At 62.7% G+C, this 25,456-nt stretch carries 29 protein-coding genes and 2 pseudogenes; 12 read left to right on the top strand and 19 right to left on the bottom strand.

All coding sequences use genetic code 11. The annotated features are described in order from the left end of the window. Positions 1-84 precede the first annotated feature (84 nt). Complete coding sequence (locus ACFXS9_RS38615) at positions 85-270, bottom strand: YdcH family protein (protein WP_057858669.1); 186 nt, start codon at positions 268-270, stop codon at positions 85-87. Between the two features lie 240 nt (positions 271-510). Here ACFXS9_RS38615 and ACFXS9_RS38610 point away from each other — a divergent pair, with 240 nt between their 5' ends. From ACFXS9_RS38610 to ACFXS9_RS38600, 3 genes are all read left to right on the top strand, one after another. Continuing rightward, entirely contained in the window at positions 511-717 is a 207-nt protein-coding gene (locus ACFXS9_RS38610) for a YdcH family protein (protein WP_392698521.1), read from the top strand. Between the two features lie 201 nt (positions 718-918). Continuing rightward, positions 919-1,224 carry a hypothetical protein gene (locus tag ACFXS9_RS38605; protein WP_392700369.1) on the top strand — a complete coding sequence of 102 codons (306 nt, stop codon included), beginning with the start codon at positions 919-921 and terminating at the stop codon, positions 1,222-1,224. A gap of 28 nt (positions 1,225-1,252) precedes the next feature. Further along, positions 1,253-1,504: a hypothetical protein gene (locus tag ACFXS9_RS38600; RefSeq protein WP_213288745.1), complete on the top strand. Its 252-nt coding sequence runs from the start codon at positions 1,253-1,255 to the stop codon at positions 1,502-1,504. A gap of 126 nt (positions 1,505-1,630) precedes the next feature. On the opposite strand, the gene ACFXS9_RS38595 is transcribed toward ACFXS9_RS38600, so the two are convergent. Beyond that, positions 1,631-2,317, bottom strand: a complete 687-nt coding sequence (locus ACFXS9_RS38595; RefSeq protein WP_392698519.1) for a GGDEF domain-containing protein — start codon at positions 2,315-2,317, stop codon at positions 1,631-1,633. A 151-nt stretch (positions 2,318-2,468) separates the two neighbouring features. Between ACFXS9_RS38595 and purE the strand changes: the two genes are divergently transcribed. Together purE and ACFXS9_RS38585 are read left to right on the top strand one after the other, a co-directional pair. Then, on the top strand, positions 2,469-2,957 hold the full coding sequence (purE, locus tag ACFXS9_RS38590) for a 5-(carboxyamino)imidazole ribonucleotide mutase (RefSeq protein WP_028350148.1): 489 nt from the start codon (positions 2,469-2,471) through the stop codon (positions 2,955-2,957). Continuing rightward, positions 2,954-4,057: a 5-(carboxyamino)imidazole ribonucleotide synthase gene (locus tag ACFXS9_RS38585; protein ID WP_392698516.1), complete on the top strand. Its 1,104-nt coding sequence runs from the start codon at positions 2,954-2,956 to the stop codon at positions 4,055-4,057. Before purE ends, ACFXS9_RS38585 begins: the two co-directional genes overlap by 4 nt. Before the next feature lie 25 nt (positions 4,058-4,082). On the opposite strand, the gene aqpZ is transcribed toward ACFXS9_RS38585, so the two are convergent. Next, positions 4,083-4,805, bottom strand: coding sequence for an aquaporin Z (gene aqpZ / locus ACFXS9_RS38580; protein WP_392698514.1), 723 nt, complete (start codon positions 4,803-4,805; stop codon positions 4,083-4,085). Positions 4,806-5,049: 244 nt separating this feature from the next. On the opposite strand from aqpZ, the gene rpsU reads away from it, so the two are divergent. After that, positions 5,050-5,352 carry a 30S ribosomal protein S21 gene (gene rpsU / locus ACFXS9_RS38575; RefSeq protein ID WP_028350145.1) on the top strand — a complete coding sequence of 101 codons (303 nt, stop codon included), beginning with the start codon at positions 5,050-5,052 and terminating at the stop codon, positions 5,350-5,352. A gap of 194 nt (positions 5,353-5,546) precedes the next feature. After that, positions 5,547-6,218, top strand: a complete 672-nt coding sequence (locus ACFXS9_RS38570; RefSeq protein ID WP_392698512.1) for a tetratricopeptide repeat protein — start codon at positions 5,547-5,549, stop codon at positions 6,216-6,218. A gap of 24 nt (positions 6,219-6,242) precedes the next feature. On the opposite strand, the gene ACFXS9_RS38565 is transcribed toward ACFXS9_RS38570, so the two are convergent. From ACFXS9_RS38565 to ACFXS9_RS38500, 14 genes and pseudogenes are all read right to left on the bottom strand, one after another. Continuing rightward, a complete protein-coding gene (locus ACFXS9_RS38565; protein ID WP_392698510.1) occupies positions 6,243-7,265 on the bottom strand; it encodes a hypothetical protein in 1,023 nt (340 codons plus the stop codon). A 174-nt stretch (positions 7,266-7,439) separates the two neighbouring features. Then, complete coding sequence (locus tag ACFXS9_RS38560; protein WP_392698508.1) at positions 7,440-7,724, bottom strand: cupin domain-containing protein; 285 nt, start codon at positions 7,722-7,724, stop codon at positions 7,440-7,442. A 15-nt stretch (positions 7,725-7,739) separates the two neighbouring features. Further along, a complete protein-coding gene (locus ACFXS9_RS38555; protein ID WP_392698506.1) occupies positions 7,740-8,834 on the bottom strand; it encodes a calcium:proton antiporter in 1,095 nt (364 codons plus the stop codon). A gap of 4 nt (positions 8,835-8,838) precedes the next feature. After that, positions 8,839-9,696, bottom strand: coding sequence for an alpha/beta hydrolase (locus ACFXS9_RS38550; protein ID WP_392698504.1), 858 nt, complete (start codon positions 9,694-9,696; stop codon positions 8,839-8,841). A gap of 18 nt (positions 9,697-9,714) precedes the next feature. Then, positions 9,715-11,112, bottom strand: coding sequence for an NAD(P)(+) transhydrogenase (Re/Si-specific) subunit beta (locus tag ACFXS9_RS38545; protein WP_392698502.1), 1,398 nt, complete (start codon positions 11,110-11,112; stop codon positions 9,715-9,717). A 47-nt stretch (positions 11,113-11,159) separates the two neighbouring features. Then, positions 11,160-11,477 (bottom strand): proton-translocating transhydrogenase family protein, encoded by a 318-nt coding sequence (locus ACFXS9_RS38540; protein ID WP_161850089.1) that lies wholly within the window; start codon positions 11,475-11,477, stop codon positions 11,160-11,162. An 11-nt stretch (positions 11,478-11,488) separates the two neighbouring features. Further along, positions 11,489-12,617, bottom strand: a pseudogene (locus tag ACFXS9_RS38535) (Re/Si-specific NAD(P)(+) transhydrogenase subunit alpha). A gap of 133 nt (positions 12,618-12,750) precedes the next feature. Beyond that, complete coding sequence (locus ACFXS9_RS38530; RefSeq protein ID WP_057847315.1) at positions 12,751-12,903, bottom strand: aa3-type cytochrome c oxidase subunit IV; 153 nt, start codon at positions 12,901-12,903, stop codon at positions 12,751-12,753. 83 nt (positions 12,904-12,986) lie between these two features. Next, positions 12,987-13,373, bottom strand: coding sequence for a type II toxin-antitoxin system death-on-curing family toxin (locus tag ACFXS9_RS38525; protein WP_392698501.1), 387 nt, complete (start codon positions 13,371-13,373; stop codon positions 12,987-12,989). Further along, positions 13,370-13,630, bottom strand: a complete 261-nt coding sequence (locus ACFXS9_RS38520; protein ID WP_057838483.1) for an AbrB/MazE/SpoVT family DNA-binding domain-containing protein — start codon at positions 13,628-13,630, stop codon at positions 13,370-13,372. Before ACFXS9_RS38520 ends, ACFXS9_RS38525 begins: the two co-directional genes overlap by 4 nt. Before the next feature lie 117 nt (positions 13,631-13,747). Further along, entirely contained in the window at positions 13,748-14,335 is a 588-nt protein-coding gene (locus tag ACFXS9_RS38515; protein ID WP_392698500.1) for an intradiol ring-cleavage dioxygenase, read from the bottom strand. Positions 14,336-14,439: 104 nt separating this feature from the next. Continuing rightward, a complete protein-coding gene (locus tag ACFXS9_RS38510; protein ID WP_392698499.1) occupies positions 14,440-16,302 on the bottom strand; it encodes a M3 family oligoendopeptidase in 1,863 nt (620 codons plus the stop codon). A 42-nt stretch (positions 16,303-16,344) separates the two neighbouring features. Next, the gene (locus ACFXS9_RS38505; protein ID WP_392698497.1) at positions 16,345-16,782 is read right to left on the bottom strand and encodes a hypothetical protein; all 438 of its coding nucleotides are present in this window, start codon (positions 16,780-16,782) and stop codon (positions 16,345-16,347) included. Positions 16,783-16,784: 2 nt separating this feature from the next. Then, complete coding sequence (locus ACFXS9_RS38500; protein WP_392698495.1) at positions 16,785-17,108, bottom strand: helix-turn-helix domain-containing protein; 324 nt, start codon at positions 17,106-17,108, stop codon at positions 16,785-16,787. Between the two features lie 138 nt (positions 17,109-17,246). On the opposite strand from ACFXS9_RS38500, the gene ACFXS9_RS38495 reads away from it, so the two are divergent. The 5 genes from ACFXS9_RS38495 to ACFXS9_RS38475 all read left to right on the top strand — a co-directional run bounded on the left by ACFXS9_RS38495 (position 17,247) and on the right by ACFXS9_RS38475 (position 24,295). Then, positions 17,247-17,537, top strand: a complete 291-nt coding sequence (locus ACFXS9_RS38495) for a hypothetical protein (protein ID WP_392698494.1) — start codon at positions 17,247-17,249, stop codon at positions 17,535-17,537. A gap of 118 nt (positions 17,538-17,655) precedes the next feature. Continuing rightward, entirely contained in the window at positions 17,656-18,300 is a 645-nt protein-coding gene (locus ACFXS9_RS38490; RefSeq protein ID WP_392698492.1) for a TerC family protein, read from the top strand. Positions 18,301-18,401: 101 nt separating this feature from the next. Next, the gene (locus ACFXS9_RS38485) at positions 18,402-19,901 is read left to right on the top strand and encodes a sigma-54-dependent transcriptional regulator (RefSeq protein ID WP_392698490.1); all 1,500 of its coding nucleotides are present in this window, start codon (positions 18,402-18,404) and stop codon (positions 19,899-19,901) included. A 359-nt stretch (positions 19,902-20,260) separates the two neighbouring features. Beyond that, a complete protein-coding gene (locus ACFXS9_RS38480) occupies positions 20,261-22,417 on the top strand; it encodes a L,D-transpeptidase family protein (RefSeq protein WP_392698488.1) in 2,157 nt (718 codons plus the stop codon). 255 nt (positions 22,418-22,672) lie between these two features. Then, entirely contained in the window at positions 22,673-24,295 is a 1,623-nt protein-coding gene (locus ACFXS9_RS38475) for a DUF882 domain-containing protein (protein ID WP_392698487.1), read from the top strand. Positions 24,296-24,456: 161 nt separating this feature from the next. Here the strand turns inward: ACFXS9_RS38475 and ACFXS9_RS38470 are convergent. Continuing rightward, positions 24,457-24,732: pseudogene (locus ACFXS9_RS38470) on the bottom strand (DUF2312 domain-containing protein). A gap of 312 nt (positions 24,733-25,044) precedes the next feature. Continuing rightward, positions 25,045-25,347 carry a DUF1244 domain-containing protein gene (locus tag ACFXS9_RS38465; protein ID WP_392698485.1) on the bottom strand — a complete coding sequence of 101 codons (303 nt, stop codon included), beginning with the start codon at positions 25,345-25,347 and terminating at the stop codon, positions 25,045-25,047. Positions 25,348-25,456: the final 109 nt, after the last annotated feature.

Raw genomic sequence — 25,456 nt, 5'->3', positions numbered from 1 at the left:
AAGGCCGAAACATCACCGACAGGCGGACGAGCGCATCCGCGCCCATCCGGCCGTGTGGGGATTTTCGATACCTTGCTGGACTACTTAGTGGAGGGTTTCGTCGGCGGTTTGCTTCAACCGCTCGATCTGATCCTTGACCATCAACTTGCGGCGCTTCAACTCGACAATCTGCAGGTCGTCTGTGGAAAGGTGCACGAGCGCTTCGTGCAATTCATTCTCGAGAATCTTGTGCTTACGTTCAAGCTCAACAAGATGCGCCTGTAGTGCCATACGAAATCTCCTCGGTGGGTGAAACCTCAGATTCGATCCGGACGGTCAAGTGTACACCAGCCGCCGAATCTGTCGATGGGTATCCAGAATCGGGGCCTCTCATATTTTCGGATTTATCTGTAACCAATCGTGACTATGGAACCCGATCGGCTTGCGGAGCGGCCTCGCAGGGACGATATTCACCGCCAGCTTCCGAAGAATCCGTTCGCAACCTGATCGCGCTTTCAGCTAACGTACGCCATGACCGAAGATGATGAGCGCGAGCTTGAAACCGAGCTCGCCAGGCTGCAGCAGGAGCATCGCGATCTCGATGCGGCGATCGACGCGCTGCATCAGTCGCCGGCGCCGGACTTGTTGCGGCTGCAGCGGCTGAAGAAACGCAAGCTGCAGTTGCGCGACCGCATCGCCTTCATCGAAGACCAGATCACGCCCGACATCATCGCCTGATCGTTGAGCTTGCCGCGCTCCGCTGGTTCGGCGCGCAAAACCAGTCCGCCTTCGCAGATTTTTTCCCCGACATCCACACGCCGCGGCGGCGATGGCTTGCCGGGCGGCCAGCAAAAAAGGGCTTCCGGCTGGCGGATGCGGCTTGACTCGGATAGAACAAAAAGAGAACATACCTTCCTGCCAGCCTCGGGGAGTCCAGCCATGCCCACCACACCGCCCCTGTCCGACAACAACCGTTACGAGCAGGCCTGCGATCAGGCGATCGCGATGTGCGACGGCAATCTGCGCTCGACTATCAAGGCGCTGATCATGGCGAACGAGTATCTGGAAATCGAACTGGAGGAGTTGCAGGCCGCGATAGCAGCCGGCTGTGTGCCGGCGAAAGCGTTGCCGGGCGAAGTGGATACCGGTTCGCATAGCAATCAAGCTTGCGCAGATTGCGTAGACTTATCTGCGGCAGGAAACGCGTCAAAACAAAGACCACGTGCGAGTAGCAACGCGGCCTGATCCGGAGCGACCACACTGGAGCGATACAATGGCCGATGTCACCTATTACGTCGCAATGCCATTCCTGCAGGATGATAGCGGCTCGCCGGTGGCGGGCGCCGCGGAAGAATGTCAGAGCCCGACCATCGCGTTGCGGCGCGCCGAGACGATGTCGCGGATGGCCGGCAGCATCGGCGCCGTTGCCTTCAGCCGCAGCGGCGATCCCATGATGGGTGAATTCGGCGATGCGAAACTGCTGCGCAAGTTCGGCAACGTGCCGGACGATCTCAGCGGGCTTTAGCCAGATCGTTGATCGGAATTTGTAGGGTGGACAAAGCGCGAGCGTGCCCACCAACTCTTCTTCCATGCTCGTCTGTTGGTGGGCACGGCGCGAAGCGCGCCTTTGACTCAGTAGGATTTGCCCACTCTACGCCTTCGCCTCATGCCGCCGCAGCGCCTTGCGCACATACATGGCGCTGTCGGCCGCTTCCAGCGCACGGCCAGCTTCGGAGTGGGTATCGAGCACCGAGACGCCCGCGGAGGCGCCTGCGGTAATCGTGCGGCCATCGAACACGAAGCTGAGACGATCGATCGCCTCTTCCAGCGCGGCCGCCTTGGCCCTGGCGTCGGTCTCGCTGAGATTCCACAACAGCAGCGCGAACTCGTCGCCGCCGAGCCGGCCCACCATGTCGGAAGCGCGCACCTGCGCCAGCAGCGCCGCGGCAACGGCCTTGAGCACCTGGTCGCCCGCGGCATGTCCGAAGGCGTCGTTGATCGGCTTCAGCCGATCGACGTCGAGCACGACCAGGGCACCGGAGGCGCGATAGCGCTTCATATAGGCGATCGCGCGATTGAGCTCGCGCTCGAAACCGCGCCGGTTCGGGATGCCCAACAGGAAGTCGGTATCGGCGGAGGCCTGAAGTTCCTCGATCTGCGCCTGAGTCCGGGCGAGCTGCGCTTTCAGCCGGCGAATCGTCGTCTTGGTCTCGTTGGACGCTGCCGGCGGCCGGGATGCCGGTGGCGGCGATCGCCGCGGTGCAGATTTTCGCCCGGAAGCCGCGTTTTTGGGGCGTTTTCCGGCCCTGGAGGCGGTCGCCCTGGTTTTCTTCTTCATGGCCTTCTCTGTGCAGGCACGCTTATGAAGGCTTGCCGGGATTCACCAAGACAGGATAGTCCATTCCTGATCCCTTGCCACGCCTTGGATGAGCCCCGGGCCGACCCTATAATCGGCCTATGTTTCTGGATTCCCGAACAGAATTGACGAGATGACCGCACCGATCGCCATCATTATGGGCAGCCAGTCCGACTGGGAGACCATGCGCCACGCCGCCGAGACGTTGGCGGCGCTCGGGATCGACTGCGAAAAGCGCATCGTCTCGGCTCACCGGACCCCGGACCGGCTGTTCGCCTTCGCCAAGGGCGCCAAGGCTCAAGGCTTCAAGGTCATCATTGCGGGCGCCGGTGGCGCGGCGCACCTGCCCGGCATGGCAGCGGCATTGACGGAACTCCCCGTGTTCGGCGTTCCCGTCGAATCCAAGGCGCTGTTGGGGATCGATTCGCTGTACTCGATCGTGCAGATGCCGGCCGGCGTTCCCGTCGGCACGCTGGCGATCGGCAAGGCCGGCGCCATCAATGCCGCACTGCTCGCGGCAAGCGTGCTCGCGCTGAATGACCCGGCGCTGGCAACGCGGTTGGCCGCCTGGCGCAAGCAGCAGACGGATGCGGTCAAGGAGCGCCCGGAGGGTTCGGCGTGACGGTTTCAGACAAGGTGAAGCTGAAGCCGGGCGGCACCATCGGAATTCTCGGCGGCGGACAATTGGGCCGGATGCTGGCCATGGCCGCGGCGCGCCTCGGCCTCAAATGCCAGGTGTTTTCGCCGGACCCCGACTCGCCCGCCTTCGACGTGGTGCTGAACGCAACCTGCGCCGAATATGCCGACGTCGAGGCGCTCGAATTGTTCGCCAACGATGTCGACGTCATCACCTATGAATTCGAGAACGTACCGGCCGCCACCGCCATGGTGCTGGCTGCGCGCCGTCCGGTATTGCCGGCGCAGAAAATCCTCGAAACCACGCAGGACCGGCTGATCGAGAAAAATTTCATCAAACGGCTCGGCATCGACACCGCCGACTATGCCGACGTGTCGTCGGCGGAAACCCTGCAGGACGCCATTGCCCGCATCGGCCTTCCCGCCGTGATCAAGACCCGCCGTTTCGGCTATGACGGCAAGGGCCAGGCGATCATTCGCGAGGGCGACGACCCCATTCGCATCTGGGAAGAACTCGGCACCAAATCCGCGATCCTCGAAGCCTTCATTCCCTTCGAGCGCGAGATCTCCGTGATCGCCGCGCGATCGGCGGATGGCCATGTCGAATGCTACGACGTCACCGAAAACGAGCATCGCGATCACATCCTGAAATTCTCGCGCGTGCCGGCGGCGATATCGGATGAGCTGGCCGCACAGGCGCGAGCCGTTGCCGAGAAGATCGCCCATGCGCTCGACTATGTCGGCGTGCTCGCGGTCGAGCTGTTCGTCGTTGCCGGAAACGGCGGACCGCACGTGTTGGTCAACGAGATCGCGCCGCGGGTGCATAATTCTGGGCACTGGACGCTGGACGGCGCCTCGATCTCGCAGTTCGAGCAGCACATCCGGGCGATTGCCGGCTGGCCGCTCGGCAAGCCGGTTCGTCACGGCCAGGTCACCATGACCAATCTGATCGGCGACGATATCCTCGACTATGAGCAGTGGCTGACGGTTCCCGGCGCCACGGTTCATCTCTACGGCAAGGGCATACCGCGGCCGGGCCGCAAGATGGGCCATGTCACTGAGGTGGCTCCGGCAAGCAAGAAGTAGCTCGCCCGCCGGGCGCGTTTGCAGATCAGGCGGTCTTCAAGCCTTCCACGACGCCGGCCGGCTCCTCGCTGAGCCAGCGATAGATCGCGCCGCCGAGCGCACCGCCGATCAAGGGTGCAAGCCAGAACAGCCAGAGCTGCGCCAGCGCCCAGCCGCCGACGAACACCGCGGGCCCCGTGCTGCGCGCGGGATTCACCGACGTGTTGGTGACGGGGATACTCACGAGATGGATCATCACCAGCGCCAATCCGATGGCGAGCGGCGCAAAGCCGGCAGGCGCCTTGCCGTGGGTGGCGCCCATGATGATGAACAGGAACATCATGGTCATCACCACTTCGGTGATGAAGCAGGCCACCATGCTGTACTGACCCGGCGAATGCGCATCGTAGCCGTTGGAGGCAAAGCCCTTGGCCAGATCGAAGCCGGGCGCGCCGCTTGCGATCACATAGAGTAACGCCGCGGCAGCGACAGCACCGACCACCTGCGCGATCACGTAAGGAACGATCTGCTGCGCCGGAAACCGTCCGCCGGCCGCGAGGCCGATCGTGACGGCGGGATTGAGATGACAGCCGGAGATGTGGCCGATCGCATAGGCCATGGTCACGACGCTCAGGCCGAATGCCAGGGAAACACCGACCAGGCCGATACCGACCTCCGGAAAACCGGCGGCGATCACCGCGCTGCCGCATCCCGCAAAAGTGAGCCAAAACGTGCCGATCGCTTCAGCGGTATATTTTTTGGTATTCATACTCGCCTCCCGCATGTTTTTGCACTGCTGGATGTTAGGGAGGGCCCGTGAAGGGCTCGTTATTTGAGGAAACGGGCTCGTATCAGCCCATTTTCGCAGCTTTCCGGCGCCGGAAACCGCCTTCTCAGGTGGACATCTGCGGTTTTGTCTGCTACATGCCCGCGCTCAGGGTTGAGGACCAGGCCTTTCGCCGGCCCTTCGCTTTACCAGAATTCCTATCCGATCAATTGAAAGAGGATGCCGCGTGCAGGTTCTCGTCCGCGATAACAATGTCGATCAAGCCCTCAAGGCGCTGAAGAAGAAGATGCAGCGCGAGGGTATCTTCCGCGAGATGAAGCTCCGCGGCCATTACGAAAAGCCGTCCGAGAAGAAGGCCCGTGAAAAGGCCGAAGCCGTGCGCCGCGCGCGCAAGCTGGCCCGCAAGAAGCTGCAGCGTGAAGGCTTGCTGCCGATGAAGCCCAAGCCGGTGTTCGGCGCCGGTCCCGGTGGCGACCGTGGTGGCGCTGGCGGCCGTGGTCCGGGCGCAGGTCCGCGCGGACCGCGCTAAGCAGTTCGCTGGATTTGAATGAAAAACGCGGGCCTTGGGTCCGCGTTTTGTTTTTCGCGATCTTGTTCCTCAGAAATCGGGCGCGCCGGAAAATCGGCGCTCGCGCGCGGCCTGCTCGATCACCCACATCGCCGTCGACGCCGTTGCGGCCATTTTGACCGATGCATTTTGCGAGCCATCGGGTTACCTATGCCATGTTCGACGCGCGAGTATTCCGCCGCATGGCCGTTACCGACTGCACTACACTTCCCTGCGCTTCGCGCTTCACGGCCGCATCCATCGTGCTGCTCGCGATCGTTCTCGGCCTGCCCCTCGGCGGCTGTTCGTTCGACTTGGGATCGTGGGGATCGGACAAGGAAAAGCCGCAGGCCGTCGAACAGAAACTGACCGGCACGATCAGCGGGCAAAGCGTCAGCGATGCCCAGGGCCATGCAGCGCGCGGTCAGACGCTCGCCAAATCCGCCAAGGCCGAGGAAGCGCTCGCGGAATTCGACCGCGCGCTCGCACTCGATCCCTACAACGTGCAGGCCCTGTACGGCCGCGGCCTGATCTATCAGGCCGACAAGCAGCATGAGCAGGCGATCGCGGATTTCACCGCGGCCAATGGCCTGACGCCGCAACGGGTCGAGCCGCTGCTGGCGCGGGCGAGCAGCTACCTTGCCATCGACAAGACAAAGGAAGCCGCTTCCGATCTGGACGAAGCGGTGCAGGCCGATCCCAACAGCGCGCAAGCCTGGTCGGCACGCGGCGTCACCTATGAGCGCCTGGGCGACAAGGCTAAGGCATTCACATCCTACGGCCGTGCGCTCGCGCTCCGCCCCAAGGACGACGCCGCCCGAAGCGGGCTCGCGCGTACCGGCGGCTAGAGGCTTTCTGTCGAAGACCGCAGACTATTTCGGTATCACCGCGTGGAAGATCGACTTGGCGGTCGACAGCGCGTCCTCGGCAGCCGCCGTGGCGCGTTCACGCACGGAAGGCTCGGCAACTTCGGCACGCAAATCGAGCGGGCGCGAGACCGGAATCTCGGCGGGCGGGGTTGGGCGGTTCGGGTCGACCACCTCGGCATAAGGCGGCCGCGTCGGCGAAGAAGCCTGACGATAGGGTTCGCCGGCCGGCGTACCCGAGATCATGACTGGCGGCGGCAACGGACGAAGCGCGGGCGCATTCACGGTGGCAGGCGCACTCGCAACCGCCGGTGCATTAGCAACCTTGGGCGCCTCGGGAGCGCGGGCGGTCTCAGGAGCGCGCGGTGAGGTTTCGCGCAGGCGCTCGATCGCGGCGCGCGCCAGATCGTTGGCGTCGCGCCGTTCATCCGGCGCAGCCGCAGCTTCGGCCGGTGCGGCCGCGGCTACCGGCGCAGCCGCGGACGTCACGGGCTGAATGGGCGACGGCAGCACGACCCTGATCTTTTCCTTTTCGCGCGGCACTGCTGCGTGGCGGCGCTGGTCAGCAGCGCTATTCGCGGCATCAGTCGGGCTTTCGGCCGATTTCACGTCGGGCTTGGCGTCGGCGGACTTGGTATCGGAGGATTTGGCATCGGAAGACTTGGTATCGGCTTTGGCGTCAGCCTTTGCTTCGGTCTTCTCCTGCGTCTTTTCGGCCACCGCCGGCCGCTCGGCCGCGGTCTTCTCCATGATGGCCTTCTCGGAGATCCCCCTCGCCTTGACGCCGGCGGCCGGAAGATTGCTGACGCTGGCGGTGGTCTCGGCCGACTTGGCATCCGGCGCCGCCTTGGCTTCGGATTTGGCTTCGGCCTTGCCGTCGGCCTTCGGGTTGGCTGTCGACGCCGCGGCAGCAGGCGCGTCCGCACCGGGCTTGGTTACGATGTAGTGGTTGACGATGTACGCCCCGATGACGGTCGCAGCCACCGAGGGGAAGATGTCCACCGAGAATTTCTTGAGGTAATTCAGCATTCCGGCCACTCCCCGCGGCCCTTTATTTGCTGGAACTTTGAGGCACATTGAGGGATCAACTGCGACGGATCGATGGCAATTCAGCAGTTCCTGTGCAGGTGCAGCGACGTCTGCCCAATTGCCCTACGAGTTCCAGAGCCGGCACCCGCAATCAAGCTGGAAGCCGAGAGAGGCTCAGGGCTTCAGCTCGACCTCCAGAAACACAATCTCGCTTGCGGTCTCGTTGAGCACGTCGTGCTGGACCCCGGCCTTCCGGAAATAGGATTTGCCGGAGGCGAGCTGGGCCTTGGTGCGTTCGCCGTTCGGCGCGACGATCGTCATCTCGCCCGAGGTTATCGGCACGATCACGTAGTCCATTTCATGGGTGTGGTGGCCGGTGGCACTGCCCGGCACCAGCCGCCACTCGGTGACGCGAACTTCCGGTGTGTCGACCTGAACGTCGGATTTGGCGGCAAGCATTTCATTCTTCTCCGATTACGGCACGAACACCATAAACAGGAACACGGCAAACACCACCATGTGCACCAGCCCGAACAGGATGTTGGTGCGGCCGGTGCCGAAGGTGAGCATGCTCAGGGCGAATGTGAGCAGCAGCAGTACCATGCCCTGACCGTTGAGCCCGAGCACGAGTTCCTTGTCGAGCGCGTAGGTGGCCACGCCGACCGCGGGAATAGTCAGCCCGATGGTTGCCAGCGACGATCCGAGCGCGAGATTGATACTCTTCTGCAGATCGTTGTTGCGCGCCGCTGCAATAGCGGTGACTCCCTCCGGCAGCAGGATGAGGACCGCGACCAGAACGCCGGCGAACGCCGGTGGGGCGCCGATCATCGCCGTCACGACATCGACCACGAGCGAAAATTTCTTCGCCAGAAGCACCACGGCGAGCAGGGAGATAAGCAGCAGCGCGATGCTGAGCGCCAGCATCCGGTTCGACAGGGATGATGTTCCGGTGGCACCGGCGCCGCCCTTGATGAAATAATCACTGTGCCGGATCGTCTGGGTATAGAGGAACACGCCATAGAGCATGAGCGTGACCAGGTCCACAAAGCCAAGCTGTGCCGCCGAATAGATCGGCCCCGGCGCCGTCAGCGTATAATTGGGCATGATCAGCGTAATGGTCGCCAGCACGAACAGCACGCTGAGATAAAGGTTGGCGCCCGAGACCTGAAAATCCTGCTCGCGGTAGCGCAAGCCGCCGATGAAGATACACAGGCCCACCAGGCCGTTGCACACGATCATCACCACCGCAAACACGGTGTCGCGCGCCAGCGCCGGCTGCGGCTTTTCGCCGAGCATGATGGTGGCGATCAGCGCAACCTCGATAATGGTGACCGCAAGCGTCAACAATAGCGTGCCGTAGGGTTCGCCGATCCGCTCGGCAATCACCTCGGCATGGTGCACGGCCGCGAACACGGTGCCGAACAGGATTGCGAGCAGCAGCACCGCAAACACGAACCCGCCGGCCGATGGTGTAAAGTTGATATCGAGGCCGGTAGCCACGGCAAAGAGCAGCACCGCCAGCACGGGGAATATCCAGGCTGATCGCGGCATCGGTCCATGTGCGCTCATGCGGTCAAGTTCCCAACCGGTTCGTGGACGGAAGATACGCCCGTCCATGCTGCGACCATCCCTGCGCAAGGTTGATGAAATTCCGCGCGATTTCAATCGCGCCGAAATTGTCCAGATCGTTGTGACCTCCCCGGGCAAGGCGGACAAACCGCTTCGGCTCGTTCGCCAGCGCGAACAGCCGTTCACCAAAGGCAACGGGTATCGTGGGATCGAGCGCGCCATGCATCATGAGCAGCGGAACCCTGATCCGGACAATGCGCCGGTCGGAGTGGAATTGATCGCGCATCAACAGCCTCACCGGCGCAAACCAGAACGCGGACGCGGCGACGTCCACAATGGAAGTATAGGACGATTCCAGGATCAGCTTTCCGACCGGCTGCTCGCCCGCCAGCGCAACTGCGACGCCGGTGCCGAGCGAGAATCCCCACGCAACGATTCTGTCCGCGCTGTATCGCGCAGCCGTGAAAGCATAGGCGGCCGCGGCATCCTGCAGCAATCCCTGCTCGCTCGGCTGCCCGCTCGAGCCGGCATAGCCGCGATAGGAGAGCGCGACGATTCCTGTCCCGTCGGCGATCAGGCCGCGAAAACGGCCGAAGAAGCCGGCGAGATAATCGCCATTGCCGTGGAAGTAGAGGACGACCGGACGCCCCGGCTTGGCCGGAACATGCCAGACGATGATCTTCTCACCGTCGGCCGTGGCCAGGATATGTTCTTCTGCTTCAGGAAAGCCAGCCGTTTGCGGCGGCGTGCGCACGCTTGTCGGGGCAGGAAACAGCACGGCGCGCTGCGCGAAGAACATCGCGAGCAGACCACAGATATAACCCGCCGAAACGATGATCAGCAGCCATTTCAGCCCGGTCATGAATTTCCTGCGATCGCGTTACATCCCCTTGACGATGTTCTCGGTGACCTTCTTGGCGTCACCGAGCAGCATCATGGTGTTGTCGCGGTAGAACAGCGGATTGTCGATGCCGGCATAGCCCGATGCCAGCGAGCGCTTGATGAACATCACGGTGCCGGCCTTCCAGACCTGCAGCACCGGCATGCCGTAGATCGGCGAGGTCTTGTCTTCTTCCGCCGCCGGGTTGGTGACGTCGTTGGCGCCGATCACGAAGGCGATGTCGGCCTGGGCGAATTCGGAGTTGATGTCCTCGAGCTCAAACACCTCGTCATAGGGCACGTTGGCTTCGGCGAGCAGTACGTTCATGTGGCCGGGCATGCGCCCCGCGACCGGATGAATGGCGTACTTCACCTCGACGCCTTCCTTCTTCAGCATGTCGCTCATTTCGCGCAGCGCGTGCTGGGCCTGTGCCACCGCCATGCCGTAGCCGGGCACGATAATGACCTTGGAGGCGTTCTTCATGATGAAGGCGGCGTCGTCGGCCGAGCCGAGCTTGGCGGGCTTCTGTTCGCCGGAGCCGCCGCCCGCGGCCGCCGTTTCGCCGCCGAAGCCGCCAAGAATGACAGAGATGAACGAGCGGTTCATCGCGTGGCACATGATGTAGGACAGGATCGCGCCCGAGGAGCCGACCAGCGCGCCAGTGATGATCAGCGCGGAATTGCCCAGCGTAAATCCGATGCCGGCCGCGGCCCACCCCGAATAGGAGTTCAGCATCGAGATCACGACCGGCATGTCGGCGCCGCCGATCGGGATGATCATCAGCACGCCGAGCACCAGCGCGATGATCGTGATCAGCCAGAAGTCGAGCGCGCTGCCTGAGCGCACCAGACCGAAAATGAAGAACACCAGCGCCAGCGCGAGCGCGATGTTGATGATGTGCCGGCCGGGCAGGATAATCGGCGCACCGCTCATGCGTGCGGAAAGCTTCAGGAACGCGATCACCGAGCCGGTGAAGGTCAGCGCGCCGATGGCGACGCCGAGCGACATTTCAACCAGGCTGGATGCGTGAATGGCGCCGGGCTTGCCGATATCGAAGGCTTCCGGTGCGTAGAAGGCGCCGGCGGCGACCAGCACCGCGGCCATGCCGACCAGCGAGTGGAAGGCCGCGACCAGCTCCGGCATCGAGGTCATCGGCACGCGCCGCGCGATGACAGCGCCGATGCCGCCGCCGATGGCGATGCCGAGCACGACCAGCAGCCAAGCCACGCCGTCCGCCGGCGGATGGCTCGCGAGCGTCGTGCCGATCGCGATCGCCATGCCGATCATGCCGAACAGATTGCCCTGGCGTGATGTCGCGGGGCTGGACAGTCCGCGCAGCGACAGGATGAAGAGCACGCCCGCCACGAGATACAGCAGTGCAGCCAGATTGGCGTTCATCTCAGGTCCCCATTGTCTTTGTCACCCGCGAGGTGCACGCCGTCATTTCACTTGGCCTTCTTCTTGTACATCGCCAGCATGCGCTGGGTGACAAGGAAGCCGCCGAAGATATTCACACAGGCGAAGATCAGCGCGACGAAGCCGAAGCCGCGTGCCCAGCCGCTGCCGCTCGAGATCATCGGCACGCCGACCGCGAGCAGCGCACCGACCACGATCACCGAGGAGATCGCATTGGTCACCGACATCAGTGGCGTATGCAGCGCCGGCGTCACCGACCAGACCACGAAGTAGCCGACGAAGACGGCGAGGACGAAAATCGACAGCCGAAATACGAAGGGGTCGACGACTTGGGCGACATGCTCCATGGCTTCTCTCCTTAGGCTTTCGGCTGGAAGTTCGGATGGATGACGGCGCCGTCCTTGGTCAGCGCGGTGGCTTTCACCAGTTCGTCTTCCCAATTGACCGCGAGCGCCTTGTTCGCCTTGTCGACCAGCGTCTCGATGAACGAGAAAAAGGTTGCGGGCGTAAAGGCTCGAGGCCGATTGCGCCACGCGGCCGGCGACATTGGTGTAGCCGACGATCTTGATGCCATCGACATCGACGACCTCGCCCGCCTTCGCGCCTTCGACGTTGCCACCGCGCTCGACGGCGAGATCGACCAGCACCGAACCCGGCTTCATTGATTTGACCATCTCGGCGCTGACGAGCCTTGGCGCGGGGCGGCCCGGGATCAGCGCGGTCGTGATCACGATGTCCTGCTTCTTGACGTGCTCGGCGGTGAGTGCGGCCTGCTTTGCCTGATACTCTTTCGACATTTCCTTGGCGTAGCCACCGGCGGTCTGGGCGTTCTTGAACTCTTCGTCCTCGACCGCGAGGAATTTGGCACCGAGCGATTCGACCTGCTCTTTGGTGGCCGGACGCACGTCGGTTGCGGTAACGACGGCACCGAGCCGGCGCGCGGTCGCAATTGCCTGCAGGCCGGCAACGCCGACGCCCATCACGAACACCTTCGCCGCCGGCACGGTTCCGGCCGCCGTCATCATCATCGGGAACGCGCGACCAAAGGACTCGGCCGCCTCGATCACCGCGCGATAGCCGGCGAGATTTGCCTGCGAGGACAGCACGTCCATGACTTGTGCGCGGGTAATGCGCGGCATCAGTTCCATCGCAAACGCCGAGACGCCGGCATCTGCGATCGTCTTCAGCGCCGCCTCATTGCCGTAAGGGTCCATGATGGCGATGACCAGCGCGCCGCGCTTGTACTTGGCGAGTTCTGAGGCCTCCGGCCGTTTCACCTTGATGATGATGTCGGCGTCCTTCAACGCGTCCGCGCTGACGGTGGCGCCGACGGCGGTGAATTCGGAATCCGGCAGGCCCGACTTGATGCCCGCACCCGGTTCGATCGCAACTTCGGCGCCCAGCGCCTTGAATTTCTTGATTGTGTCCGGGGAAGCGGCAACCCGCGGTTCGGACGGATCGATTTCCTTGGCAACGGCAATTTTCATGAGGCCTCCCCGGCGCGGCGGGCGCGCGCAAGCAAACTAGCGTTTTTTTCGCTTAGTTGGATACCGGTTTCGCAACCGGCATGCGTGCGAATTTTCTGGCCACCGCCGGGGCCGGCGGTGCAGGCACGACGCGTCAGGTCAGGAAATAGCCCATCAGGGCGACAATGATTACGACGGCGATGGTGCCGTATTTGACCAACATGATGAACCCTTCATAGGTCTGCTCATGGGCCTGATAGTCGTTGCCGTCAGCGGTCGTGTAGGCCACTTCGTTATGGTCTGCCATCGGTATCCCCAGTCAAAATCCGCGTTTCTCGCGTGCAATTACCGCAAAGCGTTTGGGAGGGCAACGGCCCCCTGCCTATCGGGTCATTCGGAAGGCCAATTATCCCGGATCCAGCGGGTCAGGCTTTCTTCGCTGACCTCACCAGCGGCGAGGGAGAGGATGATCGACGTCGCGTGCGCCGGGTCGGGCGCAAAGGGTATGTCGTTGCCGCGCAGGAAAACCATCATGGCGTGGAACGCGATGCGCTTGTTGCCGTCCACGAACGCATGGTTACGGGCAAGACCGAACGCATAGGCTGCGGCGAGCGCTGCCATATCGGTCTGCCCGCAATTCCATTGGTTCACTGGCCGCAAAATCGCCGACTCAAGAAGGCCACGGTCTCGAATTCCTTCCGGTCCACCGAATATCGCCAGTTGCTCGGCATGCATATCGATGACTTCATCGACATCGAGCCAGATTGGCTCGCTCATTTTGCAAGCGCGGCAAACGTATCGCGATATTCGTGCATGACCTGGCGGGCGATTTCCATGGTCCGCGCGTGCTTCGGATTGAAAGGTGAGAGCCGCAGACTGCCATCCGGTTGCTCGACCGGATAGAACTTGTCTCCCTCCTTGAGATTGAGCCGGGCAAGAAGCTCTTTCGGCAGGATCACGCCAACCGAATTGCCAATTTTACGAATTTGCAGGGCGGTGTCCTCAAGCTTGTATTCGCGAGAGGCTTCTTCCATTCCGCGAGGGGTTTTGTTCATTGGCACCAGCTCCGTTATACAATATGTATAACACGGCTCCGCAGTCCGTTCAACAAATGTTTTACGCGGCCCCTCGTGCAGAAGGGCGAACCACCCCTATCCGACCACGAAATCGAAACGCCCGGCCAGCCAGCCGGCGTTCTTGGCCGTGCGTACCAGCAACTCCTTGCGAAACAGGCCGTCAGTGTGGTTCAGCGCTTCGCCCGGGAAATAGAGCTGGGTGGTCAGCACGCGGCCGCCGCGCGGCTGCACCTTCACGTGGATATGGCGTGTGCGGCCGACATAGGCGCCGGGCAGGATGCTGCGCAACCGGTAGCGCCCTTCCGCATCGGCGAACTGGTGACCGCGCAGGCGAAAGCCGGAATTGTCGTAGCGGCCCTTGTCGTCGGCCTGCCAGAAATCCAGCAAGGCTCCGGCGATCGGTTTGCAGGCACGGGTAAGAACGAAGCCGACCAGCTCGATCGGCTGTCCGGCCATGCCTTCTTCGAGCAGTTCGATCCGTTCAGGCGATGACGGCTTGAAAAATGGCCCTTCGGTTTGCGGCAATGTTGCCGCCTCGCCATCGTGGCATTCCGGCGTGGGTGCAAGCGGGGCCTGAGCCATGCTGCCATCGACCATGAGCAGCGAACCGGCTGCGAAGACGCCCGCTCCAAGTACAACGCGCCGCGTCGGGGTGTCGATCATGGGGCACTTCCCTTCTGTCGTCACCGTCATCATGTAGGGCGACGGCGGGAAAAATTGCGTCCGCGGCCCATCACAAATCCGTTTGGTGGCCGCTGGCGCCCCGGTCAGCCCATCGCTTCCAGTTCGTCGATCATGCCTGCGATGACCGACAGCCCGCCGTCCCAGAATTTGGGATCCCTGGCATCGAGCCCGAACGGCTTGAGCAGTTCGGAATAATGCTTGGTGCCGCCGGCCGCGAGCATGGCGAGATAGCGCTCGGCGAAACCCTCGGCGGCGTTTTCGTAGACCGCGTAAAGCGAGTTCACCAGGCAGTCGCCGAACGCATAGGCGTAGACGTAGAACGGCGAATGGATGAAGTGCGGAATGTACATCCAGAAATTTTCGTAGCCCGGACGGATATCGATGGCCGGCCCGAGGCTTTCACCCTGCACGCTGAGCCAGATCTGGCCGATGCGCTCGGCGGTCAGTTCGCCGTTCTTGCGCTCGGTGTGCACGGCGCGCTCGAACGAATAGAACGCGATCTGCCGCACCACGGTGTTGATCATGTCCTCGACCTTGCCGGCCAGCAGCGCCTGGCGCTGCCTGGCGTTTTTGGTCTGCGACAGGAGCCGCTTGAAGGTCAGCATTTCGCCGAACACGCTTGCTGTCTCCGCAAGCGTCAGCGGCGTCGGCGCCATCAGCGCGCCGTTCTTCGCCGCCAGCACCTGGTGCACGCCATGGCCGAGCTCATGCGCCAGCGTCATCACGTCGCGCGGCTTGCCCTGGTAATTCATCAGCACATACGGATGCGCCGAGGGCGTGGTCGGGTGCGAGAACGCGCCCGGCACCTTGCCCGGCCGCACCGGCGCATCAATCCAGCGGTCGGTGAAGAAACGTTCCGCGATATCAGCCATCTCGGCGGAGAAGCCGCGATAGGCCGTCAGCACCATCTTCTGCGCCTCGGGCCAGGCGATCGTGCCAGCCGCCGCGAACGGCAGCGGCGCGTTGCGGTCCCAATGCGCCAGCTTCTTCTTTTTGAACCAGCCGGCTTTCAGATTGTAGTAGCGGTGCGACAGCCGCGGATAGGCCGCGCGAACCGAGCCGACCAGCGCATCGACGACCTCGCGTTCGACGCGGTTATTCAGGTGGCGCGAATCCGCAACGTCCTGGAAGCCACGCCAGCGATCGGAAATTTCCTTATCCTTGGCGAGCGTGTTGGTGACGAGGGCAAAGGTCCGCTCATTATCCTTGAACGTTTTCGCCAGCGCCTGCGCGGCGGCCTTGCGCTTTTCCGGCGCACGGTCCTGCAGCAGATTGAGCGTCGGTTCGATGGCGAGCGCCTTGGTCCCGACCTTGAAGCGCAGGCCGGAGATGGTCTGGTCGAACAGCCGGTTCCAGGCGGCATAGCCGCTCTGGGATTTTTCGTGAAACAACTGCTCGACGCGATCTTCGAGCTGATACGGCTTGTCCTTGCGCAGATCCTCGATCCACGGCCGGAAATGCGCGAGCTCAGGCGTTTGCATCGCGCGCTCGATCACGGCGTCTTCGATGCGGTTGAGTTCGAGCGCGAAGAACAGCAGATGCAGCGAGGCCGCCGTCAGCCGCTCGGAGACGTCGCCGTAGAACTTGGAAATCACGGGATCGACGCCGTCGCCGGCATGAACGAGGCCCGCATAGGAGCCAAGCCGGCCGGCCAAATCGTCAATCGCCTCGTAGCGCCTGATCGCCTCCGCTAGCCAAAGACCGCCCTCGTCGCGGGCAACGCGTTCCGCCAGCTTGCCTTTGTAGTCCGTTTCAAACGCGACGCAGTCGGTATCCATCTTCTGGAGATCGCGAGTGATTTCAGGCGCGTCGATGCCGGAGTAAAGATCGGCGAGGTTCCATTCCGGCAATTTGCCGGTTTTGGGTTTGGCTGCGCTCGCCTTGCTGCCCTTGACGGGCTTACGGGACGTCTTGACGGCTCGGGAGGTCGCAGATTTTGCGCTCATGACACTTTCAAAATTGAGAGGTGATCAGGAAATTGGGCGAGATCACGCGAAAGCCGAAAGCTGCGGTGCCAATTGGACAAGCAGTTCCTCACTTTCGGCGAGCATCGGCTCGAGCCTTTCGTGCATCACGCTACGGATCGCGCACCATAACACGATCACGCGTACCATAAGCCACGAGGTGCTCGGGACTGCCGCCCGCGCGTGCAGCGCGACGAGATCGAGGTTTCGGTGCTCGAAGAGCAACCGTCCAAAACCATCCTCAAGGATATAATTTCCGCCGATCCGCGACACGCACAACTCGCAAGCCTGATCCGGAAGCGGTCCCAGCAGGTAGAACTGGGCATCGCGCTTCTCCGTCATGCCGGTTTCCCATTCGCGTCCGGTGCCCGGCGCAAGCGCTGCGTTCAGAGCCGCGATAATGGTGCTGAGTTCTCGCTCGCTCCACTCGCCCGCGTCCTGTTTGCGCTCGAACGCAACCACGCTCATGTGCTTTCCGCTCCGAACAGCAGCCGGTGCAATTCCGGCTCGTAGTACCTTAAAAGATGCCTAGCGAAGGCGGCCGGTTCAAGACCCAATTCGCTCGCCCACGCTCCCATAATTTCAGTTGGAACGCGGCTGAACCCGTTCTCGACCTGGGAGATGAACGTGTAATATTTCAGGCCGAGGCGAGCAGCGAGATCCGCCTGCGACAATTCGGCATCCGCCCTGCGCTGCTTGAGCCAATCCCCGGCCAGTTTACGCAATTGCTTGGCTTCCGGCGCGGCCTTGCCGGCAAGCCGTTCAGCGGAAACGTCTTGATGTTTCACTCGTTTCATGATTACTAAACTAGCTAAATTGAATACCGGGATCGGTGAAGTTCCCTACCACAATCTTAGTTCGCGAATAAGATTCCGATGGCCTTCTTGGACCGCAGTCAGATCGTCCGAACGAGCGACCGAGCACCTTTGGCGCGCGTCAAGGAGTTGTTCGCCGGCATTCTTGTCGTGGCGTTGATCGCGACCGTCGGAATTCGAAACGTGGTGCCCGCGGATGCACTGGCGCCGGCGATCGTGACCCTGCTGTTTGCGGCTGCTGCTGTAACGGCTGGCTTTGCGCTGCTCTGCCGGCGCGACCGATTCCGCACAATGTGGTTCGACCTCGCCGGAAGCCTGACGTTCATCGGCGTCGTCCTGTCCGTTTTGATCGAGCCGGACCAGATGGTCAGGCTTTTCACCCTCTCGCATCAACCAGGGTAACAAGAAGAAATCTGCGCAGTTTGACTGCGACGTTTTTTACGCGCGTCCAAGCCCGGGCCCCTCTGGCAGTTCAAGCGAACTGCGATGTCGGATTGGACCAATTCACGGAGTGGCCCGCATGTTTGAAATGATCTCCTCAGAAGCCCTAACAGCGTTTTTCCAGGTCGTGATGATCGATCTGGTGCTCGCCGGCGACAATGCGATCGTCATCGGGCTTGCAGCCGCTGGACTGCCCGATGCCCAGCGCAGGAAGGCGATTGTGGTGGGCATATTGGCCGCCACGGCCCTGCGGATCGGCTTCGCCTCCATCACCGTCCAATTGCTGCAGATCATTGGATTGCTGCTCGCCGGCGGCATTCTCCTGCTCTGGGTTTGCTGGAAGATGTGGCGCGAGTTGCGTTCATCGCATCATCATGAGCCGAAATTGAATGATCTGTCGGCTGCCGGGACGGTCGATGCATCAGCCCCGGCGGGTCATCAAAAGACGCTTGGCCAGGCGATCTGGCAGATCACGCTCGCCGACGTGTCGATGTCGCTCGACAACGTGCTCGCCGTCGCCGGCGCAGCGCGCGAGCATCCGATGATTCTGATCTTCGGCTTGGCGCTCTCCATCGCGCTGATGGGGCTTGCCGCCAACTTCATCGCGCGCCTGCTGGAGAAGCAGCGCTGGATCGCCTATGTCGGCCTCGCCATCATCCTCTATGTGGCTCTCGACATGTGCTATCGCGGCGCGATCGAGGTGTGGCCCCACCTCAACCTCTAGCCGATTCTCAACAAGGCCGTTTTCAACGTTTAAGAGAACGTTAATCGGCATCGGCGAAATTGCCCCGATTCGGTACAATACAGTAGCGTGCGGGGAGAGCCATGGCTGCGACCATTTTGATTGCCGACGACGACGCCGTGCAGCGCCGTTTGGTTGAGAACATGGTGCAGAAGTGCGGCTATGAGCCCCTTGTCGTCGACAGCGGCGATGCGGCCGTGGCCTTGCTGACGGCTCCAGATGCGCAGGCGATCGACGCGGTCGTGCTCGACCTCGTAATGCCCGGCCTCGACGGGCTCGGCGTGCTCGCAAAAATGCGCGAAACAGGCCTGAGCATCCCCGTCATCGTGCAGACCGCGCATGGCGGCATCGACAATGTGGTTTCGGCGATGCGCGCCGGCGCGCAGGATTTCGTGGTCAAGCCGGTCGGCTTCGAACGGCTGCAGGTGTCGCTGCGCAACGCGCTCAACACCTCAGCGCTCAAGGGCGAATTGCAGCGCATCCGCCACAGCCGCGAGGGACGGCTGACCTTTGCCGACATCATCACGCGCAGCGAAACCATGGCAGCCGTGCTGCGCACCGCGCAGAAGGCGGCAGCTTCCAGCATTCCTGTTCTGATCGAAGGCGAATCCGGCGTCGGCAAGGAATTGTTCGCCCGCGCCATTCACGGTTCCGGCGAACGCAAAGCGAAACCCTTCGTCGCGGTCAATTGCGGCGCCATTCCCGACAATCTCGTGGAATCGATCCTGTTCGGCCACGAGAAGGGCGCCTTCACCGGCGCCACCGAACGGCACATGGGCAAGTTCGTCGAAGCTTCCGGCGGCACGCTGTTTCTCGACGAGGTCGGCGAGCTCCCGCTCGCGGCGCAAGTAAAGCTTTTGCGCGCGCTGCAGGAAGGAACCGTCGAGGCGGTCGGGGGCCGCAAGCCGGTGAAGGTCGACGTCCGCATCATTTCCGCGACCAACCGCAAGCTGCTCGACCTCGTGAAGAGCGGCGCGTTCCGCGAGGACCTGTTCTATCGGCTGCACGTGCTGCCGCTGACCATCCCGCCGCTGCGGATGCGGCGCGAAGACATCCCGCATCTGTTGCGGCATTTCCTGGCGTGCTTTGCAGCCGAGGAGAACCGCACCATCACCGGCATCAGCGGCGAGGCCGTGACCCATCTCGCGCAGCTCGATTGGCCCGGCAACATCCGCCAACTCGAAAACACGGTGTATCGCGCCGTCGTCATGAGCGAGAGCGATCAACTTGGCCTGTCTGATTTCCCGCAAGTTCTCGGCCAGGCCGCGCCGGACGGCCAGCTAACGCACAGCGAGCCGCTGGTCGTCGCGCCGTCGACGGCGCCTGCCATGGTGTCGGGTAGCGAAATACCAATTGCCCCGCTCGCCACTGCCGGCAGCCTTTCGATGCTGACCGCCACCGGCGAGGTGCGGCCGCTCGAAGACATGGAAAACGAGATCATCCGTTTCGCGATCTCGCATTATCGCGGCCAGATGTCGGAGGTCGCGCGCCGGCTCAAGATCGGTCGTTCCACGCTCTATCGTAAACTCGATGAAGCTGCCGCCAACGATCCGGCCGAAGGCGGCGCGCAGGACGCCAGTTGAGACGCGAGCAACGGGCGCTTGCGCGATTACGGCGCCCGCGTGGCAAAGATCGTGGCAAACCAAGGACATCGGTCGTTCGGAAGCTTTTGAACCGTGGCTTGGCGGTGACAGACAAATGGCGGGTGGCGTGGCAAAACCGCGTGACCCGAGTGCAAACGGGTAGTTTGAGGTCAGTTTGTCGTGAGTTGTCCCGCATGGCGCTGGCTGCATGAAAGGGGCACATGTATCGTCTGCGTTTGAATCGTGACTGCAGGCGTACGACTGAGAAACCGATCGAGGCCGGCGCTTTCCCGCGCAAGCTATGAACGATGCCAACGACTGTTCCATGCCGGGGCAGTTTCGCCCAAGGGGGTGTGACGATGCGTGACTGTTCGAATCGTGCAGGATTTGACCGCGTGCTGATGGCCGTCGCGGCAACCTTCCTCACGGTATCAGCGACCTCAGCACTGGCGGCTCCGTCGGATACGCCGCGCGCCAGTGCTGCCGAACTCGCGATCGACGCAGCAATTCCCCGTCCCGAGCCCGCCAACGTTCCGCCTCCCACGATCGGCGATTTCAAGATGGACGCGACCGGCGCAGTGCCCGATGCGGCCAAGGCCACAGACAAGGCCACAGCGAAGCCGGCCGAACCGGGGACGGCCCCGAAGGCGGCTGAACCCAAGACGGATATCAAGCCGACGGAGAACGTCACCGCGCCGGCCAAGCCGAGCGACGCCGTCACAACCACGCCTCCGGCCGCGACAGCCACCGCGCCCGCCCCCGAACCCGCCAAGGAGCCGGTGAAGGTCAGCACCGTCGCACCGGCCGATCAGCCGGTCGCCGACCGGTTGCGCGACATGCTCGGCGCCAAATCGCTGCGCGATTTCGACCGCAAGAACGAGCGCGCTGCCGTCGAGAAGTTCTACTCGGCGCGGGACTATGCGCCGCAATGGACGCAAGCCGGCAAATTGACCGACAGTGGCAAGGGCGTGATCGCCCGCCTGAAGGACGCCGCCGCCGAGGGCCTCAATCCGGCCGACTATCCGGTGCCGGATTTTGCCGCCGCCACGTCGCCGGACCAGCTCGCCGAAGCCGAACTGAAACTGACCGCGAGCATGCTCGACTATGCGCGACAGGCCCAGAGCGGCCGGATGCACTGGTCGCAGGTCGCTGGCGACATCCTCTATCCCGAGCACCCGACCGACCCGGCGGAAGTGCTCGCCAACATCTCGACCGCCAAGGACGCTTCCGCCGCGCTCGACGGCTACAATCCGCCGCACAAGCTCTACAAGGACCTGAAGGCCAAGCTCGCCGAGCTACGCGGCCAGGGCGACGGACCGATGATCTACATCGCCGAGGGTCCGGCGCTGGCGTACAAGGCTGCCACCAAGAAGCAGGATGAGGTCGCGCCGGAAGACTCGCGCGTGCCGCAACTGCGCGCCAAGCTCGGCGTCACCGAAAATCCCGACGGCACGCATTACGACGCCAAGGTTGCTGCCGCCGTACGCAAATTCCAGGAGAGCGCCGATCTCAAGCCGACCGGTGTGCTCGACGACCGCACGGTGAAGGCGATCAACAGCCCGAAGCGCGACCGGCAGATCGACGTAGTACTCGTCAACATGGAGCGCCTGCGCTGGCTGCCGCGCCAACTCGGCGCTGCCTCGCTCGGCAATGCCTATGTCATTCTCAATGTGCCCGACTTCACGCTGAAAGTGATGCAGAACGGGGCCCCGGTCTGGACGACGAGGGTGGTGACCGGAAAGCCGGGCAAACATGCGACGCCGATGCTGACGGAGACGATGAAGTTCATCACCGTCAACCCGACATGGAACGTACCGCCGTCGATCATCTACAACGAATATCTGCCTGCCCTGCAGCAGGACCCGACCGTGCTGGATCGCATGGGTCTGAGGCTCGAGCGCCGCCGCGATGGCAGCATCCACATTTCGCAGCCGCCCGGTGAAGCCAATGCGCTCGGCCGCATTCGCTTCAACTTCCCGAACAAGTTCCTGGTCTATCAGCACGACACCCCGGACAAGCACCTGTTCGCCAAGGAAGAACGCGCCTTCAGCCATGGCTGCATGCGGGTGCAGAATCCGGATCAATACGCCTCGACCCTGCTCAATATCGTGATGCCGAACGAGCGCTACACGCCGGAAAAGATCCGCAGCATGTATGGCCGCAGCGAGATCGACCTGAAATTCCCGACGCCGATTCCGGTCAACATCACCTACCAGACCGCTTTCGTGGACGACGCCGGCAAGCTGCAGATCCGCAAGGACATCTATGGCCGCGACGCCACGATGATCGCCTTGCTCAGGAACGGCCGCAGCAAGGATTTGGAGGCCATGGTTGCTCATGCGCAGCCGAGCTATTCGCGCCCGCCCGGCTCGAGCCTGCCGGCCGGCGTCAACTTCGCCAGCGACAACACCTTCTCCTCCGGCCCGTCATTCTTCGAGCGCCTGTTCGGCGGTCCGTCGCCCATGACGCCACCGGCACCGATCGGCCGGCGACCTCAACCGCGGTTCACCCGGTAATCCGGAGCACTACCGCCCGAAGGCAGAATTTCCGAACAAGATCAACAATCTCTCCTCGCCGGAGAGATTGTTTACGTCAACTACTATCCATCCGGATTCGACACCGGGCACGTTTTCGCCACAGTCAACGCGTTAGGTTAAGGCTTGCTTGGGGGCAGGACGGTAAACCTCGGTTAACCCTCCTGCTTTAAGAAAGCGTTCATCGTCTTTTGCCGGGGGTCTGCAAAAGAAACACCGTGAACGCTCGTCGACTGGGTGGGCTCATACGTGCTGGCTGGTTTCGCGCGCCAATTCAATCCGCTTGCTCTGCCAAAGGCCGGATATCGGATCGGCTTGACGTCGCTTTTGCTGCTGGCTGGCGCGGGCACAGTGCATGATGCGACGGCGCTGAACGAAACCCGCACCCTCTCCTTCCACCATACCCATTCCGGCGAAGATCTCACCGTCACCTTCAAGCGCGACGGGCGCTACGACGAAGAGGCGCTGAAGAAGCTCAATCATTTCCTTCGCGACTGGCGCAGCCAGGACTCCACCACGATGGATCGGCACCTGTTCGATATCATCTGGGAAGTTTACCGAGACGTCGACGGCAAGAAGCCGATCCAGGTCATCTCCGCCTATCGCTCCCCCGCCACCAACTCCATGCTCCGCCGCCGCTCCTCCGGCGTGGCGCGTTTCAGCCAGCACATGCTTGGCCACGCCATGGACTTCTACATCCCGGACGTGCCGCTGGAGCAGATCCGCGCCGCTGGTCTCCGCTTGCAGCGCGGCGGCGTCGGCTTCTACCCGACCTCCGGATCGCCTTTCGTCCACCTCGATACCGGCAGCGTTCGTCACTGGCCGCGCATGACCCACGATCAGCTTGCAAGGGTATTCCCGGACGGACGCACGGTGCACCTGCCGTCCAATGGCGGTCCGATGAAGGGCTATGAACTGGCCCGCGCCGACATCGAACGCCGCGGCAATGGCGACAGTGCCGCAACCATCAAGATGCCGAACCTGTTCGCAGCCCTGTTCAGGGGCGGCAAGTCGACTGAAGAGGATGACGAGGCCGCCAGCGCCCCCGTCAAGAACGAGAAGCCTGCACCGAACAGTGTGGCTGCTGTGAAATCCGCCGAACCGGTGCCGACCCCGCGCGCAAAGCCGGTCGGTGCGACGATCCAGCTCGCCTTGGCCGACGCCCAGATCGTGTCGGCGCCCAAAGCTAGAGCCGAGCCCAAGCCTGAGACGAAACAGGTTGCGCAGGCCTCCGCCGACAAGGCCGAGCCGAGGCCGCAAACGCCGGCCGATATCATCAATTCCCGCGGCTTCTGGGACGACGTACCGACCGCGGCGAACCAGGCAACCCCGGCGCAGGTCGCGGCCCTCCGCGCACGCCAGGCGCTCGCCACCGATCCGCAGCCGACGGCCAGCGTCAGCGACGCGTTCAACAAGGCAATGGCCTATGCACCGGCCGCTTCTTCGCCGCTCGATCGCTCCAACATCGTCGCCGCCTCCGCGGCTATCCCGCGCCCTGCCCGCCCGGCACGCAACTCCGGCGCCGCAGCGACCGAAATCAACACCGTTGTCGCCAAAGGCACCCAGGGTCACGACAGCGTGGTCGCCACCTCGACCCGCCTTGCCGCCGCACAGGGCAACAATATCTGGATGCGGGTGGTGATGCTGGCGCCGAGTGCCAGCAGCGCGATGTCGACGACCGTGCTCGGCGACACCGAGATGACCCAGATGCGCGCCCACTTCGTCAAGCCGCAGGCCGCGGTCTCAATGACTTTCTCGGAAGATCCGCTGATGGGCATGACCTGCGATCGCTTCACGGGATCGGCAACCGCGCAACTGCCGACGCAGTCGTTCGTGCTGCGCACCGCCGCGCTGCGCTAGGCGCCCTTTCCGCAAAATTCGCCGTCGTCCTCGCGGACCCCATAACCACGAACGTGCGCGTTAGAGCCGGCTGTGGCCCCAGCTTTGCACAACGTTACCATTTGTGGTTATGGCGTCCCGGCTCGTGCTCACTTCGTTCGCTTGGCCGGGACAGCGGAAACTCAGAGCATTCCGAGCGCCTGCATATAGGTTTCCAAAATGGTTTCCTGCTCGGCGCGCTCGTTGGCATCCTGCTTGCGCATCCGCACGATGGTGCGCAGCGCCTTGGTGTCGAAGCCGTTGCCCTTGGCTTCGGCATAGACGTCACGGATGTCGTCGGAGATCGTCTTCTTTTTCTTCTTCCAGACGCTCGATGCGCTCGATGATGGCCTTGAGCTGGTCTTTGGCGATCTTGTCGCTGGCTCGTCCTGGACGGCTGCGGCGGCGGAGGTGGCCATCGGGTACTCCTGAGTGGAACTGATGGTGATGCTCGAAGATCAAGCGCCGCACGCGTTACCGCACGGCGCTTTTTCGCAGATGACCCTCAAGATCGGGGGGCCTCGCGTCAAGGCAGCATCGCGCTCATCCACAGCGCGCCCACAGGAGATGAGGGCATGCTGTCATTCCGGGGCGATGCGAAGCATCGAATATGGTGCGCAATTGCGCACCTGAGAATCTCGAGATCCGCAGTTGCGCATCTGAGGTCTGATGCTAGCGCACCATCCCGGAATGACCAGCTCACTAGTGTGTGTTGAACGGCGCGATGGGACTCAATGCCCGGGATGAACCTTCTTCATCGCGGCTAGCTGCTCGGGCGTGGCGGTGCCCTGATATTTCGCCTTCCACTCCTCATAGGGCATGCCGTAGACCGCCTCGCGGCTCTCGTCCTTGCTGACGGCGACCCCCTTGGCGTCGGCCTCTTCCTTCATCCAGTTGGACAGGCAGTTACGGCAGAAGCCGGCCAGATTCATCAGATCGATGTTCTGGACGTCGGTGCGAGTACGCAGGTGGCCGACCAGGCGCCGGAAAACGGCGGCTTCCAGTTCTGTTCTGGTTTTGTCGTCAATCGTCATGGTCTTGGATCCCGCGTCACATGTGCCGAGCATATTGATATCAGGTGGGAATTGTCACAGATTTTGCCATATCTGCGCGCAAAATTGGCGATCTCGCAAGGAGCCCCGG

This window comes from Bradyrhizobium sp. RDI18, assembly GCF_043203335.1.
GTDB lineage: Bacteria > Pseudomonadota > Alphaproteobacteria > Rhizobiales > Xanthobacteraceae > Bradyrhizobium > Bradyrhizobium retamae.
The sequence above is the reverse complement of the archived record's forward strand: the minus strand, read 5'-3'. Positions and strand labels throughout refer to the sequence as shown.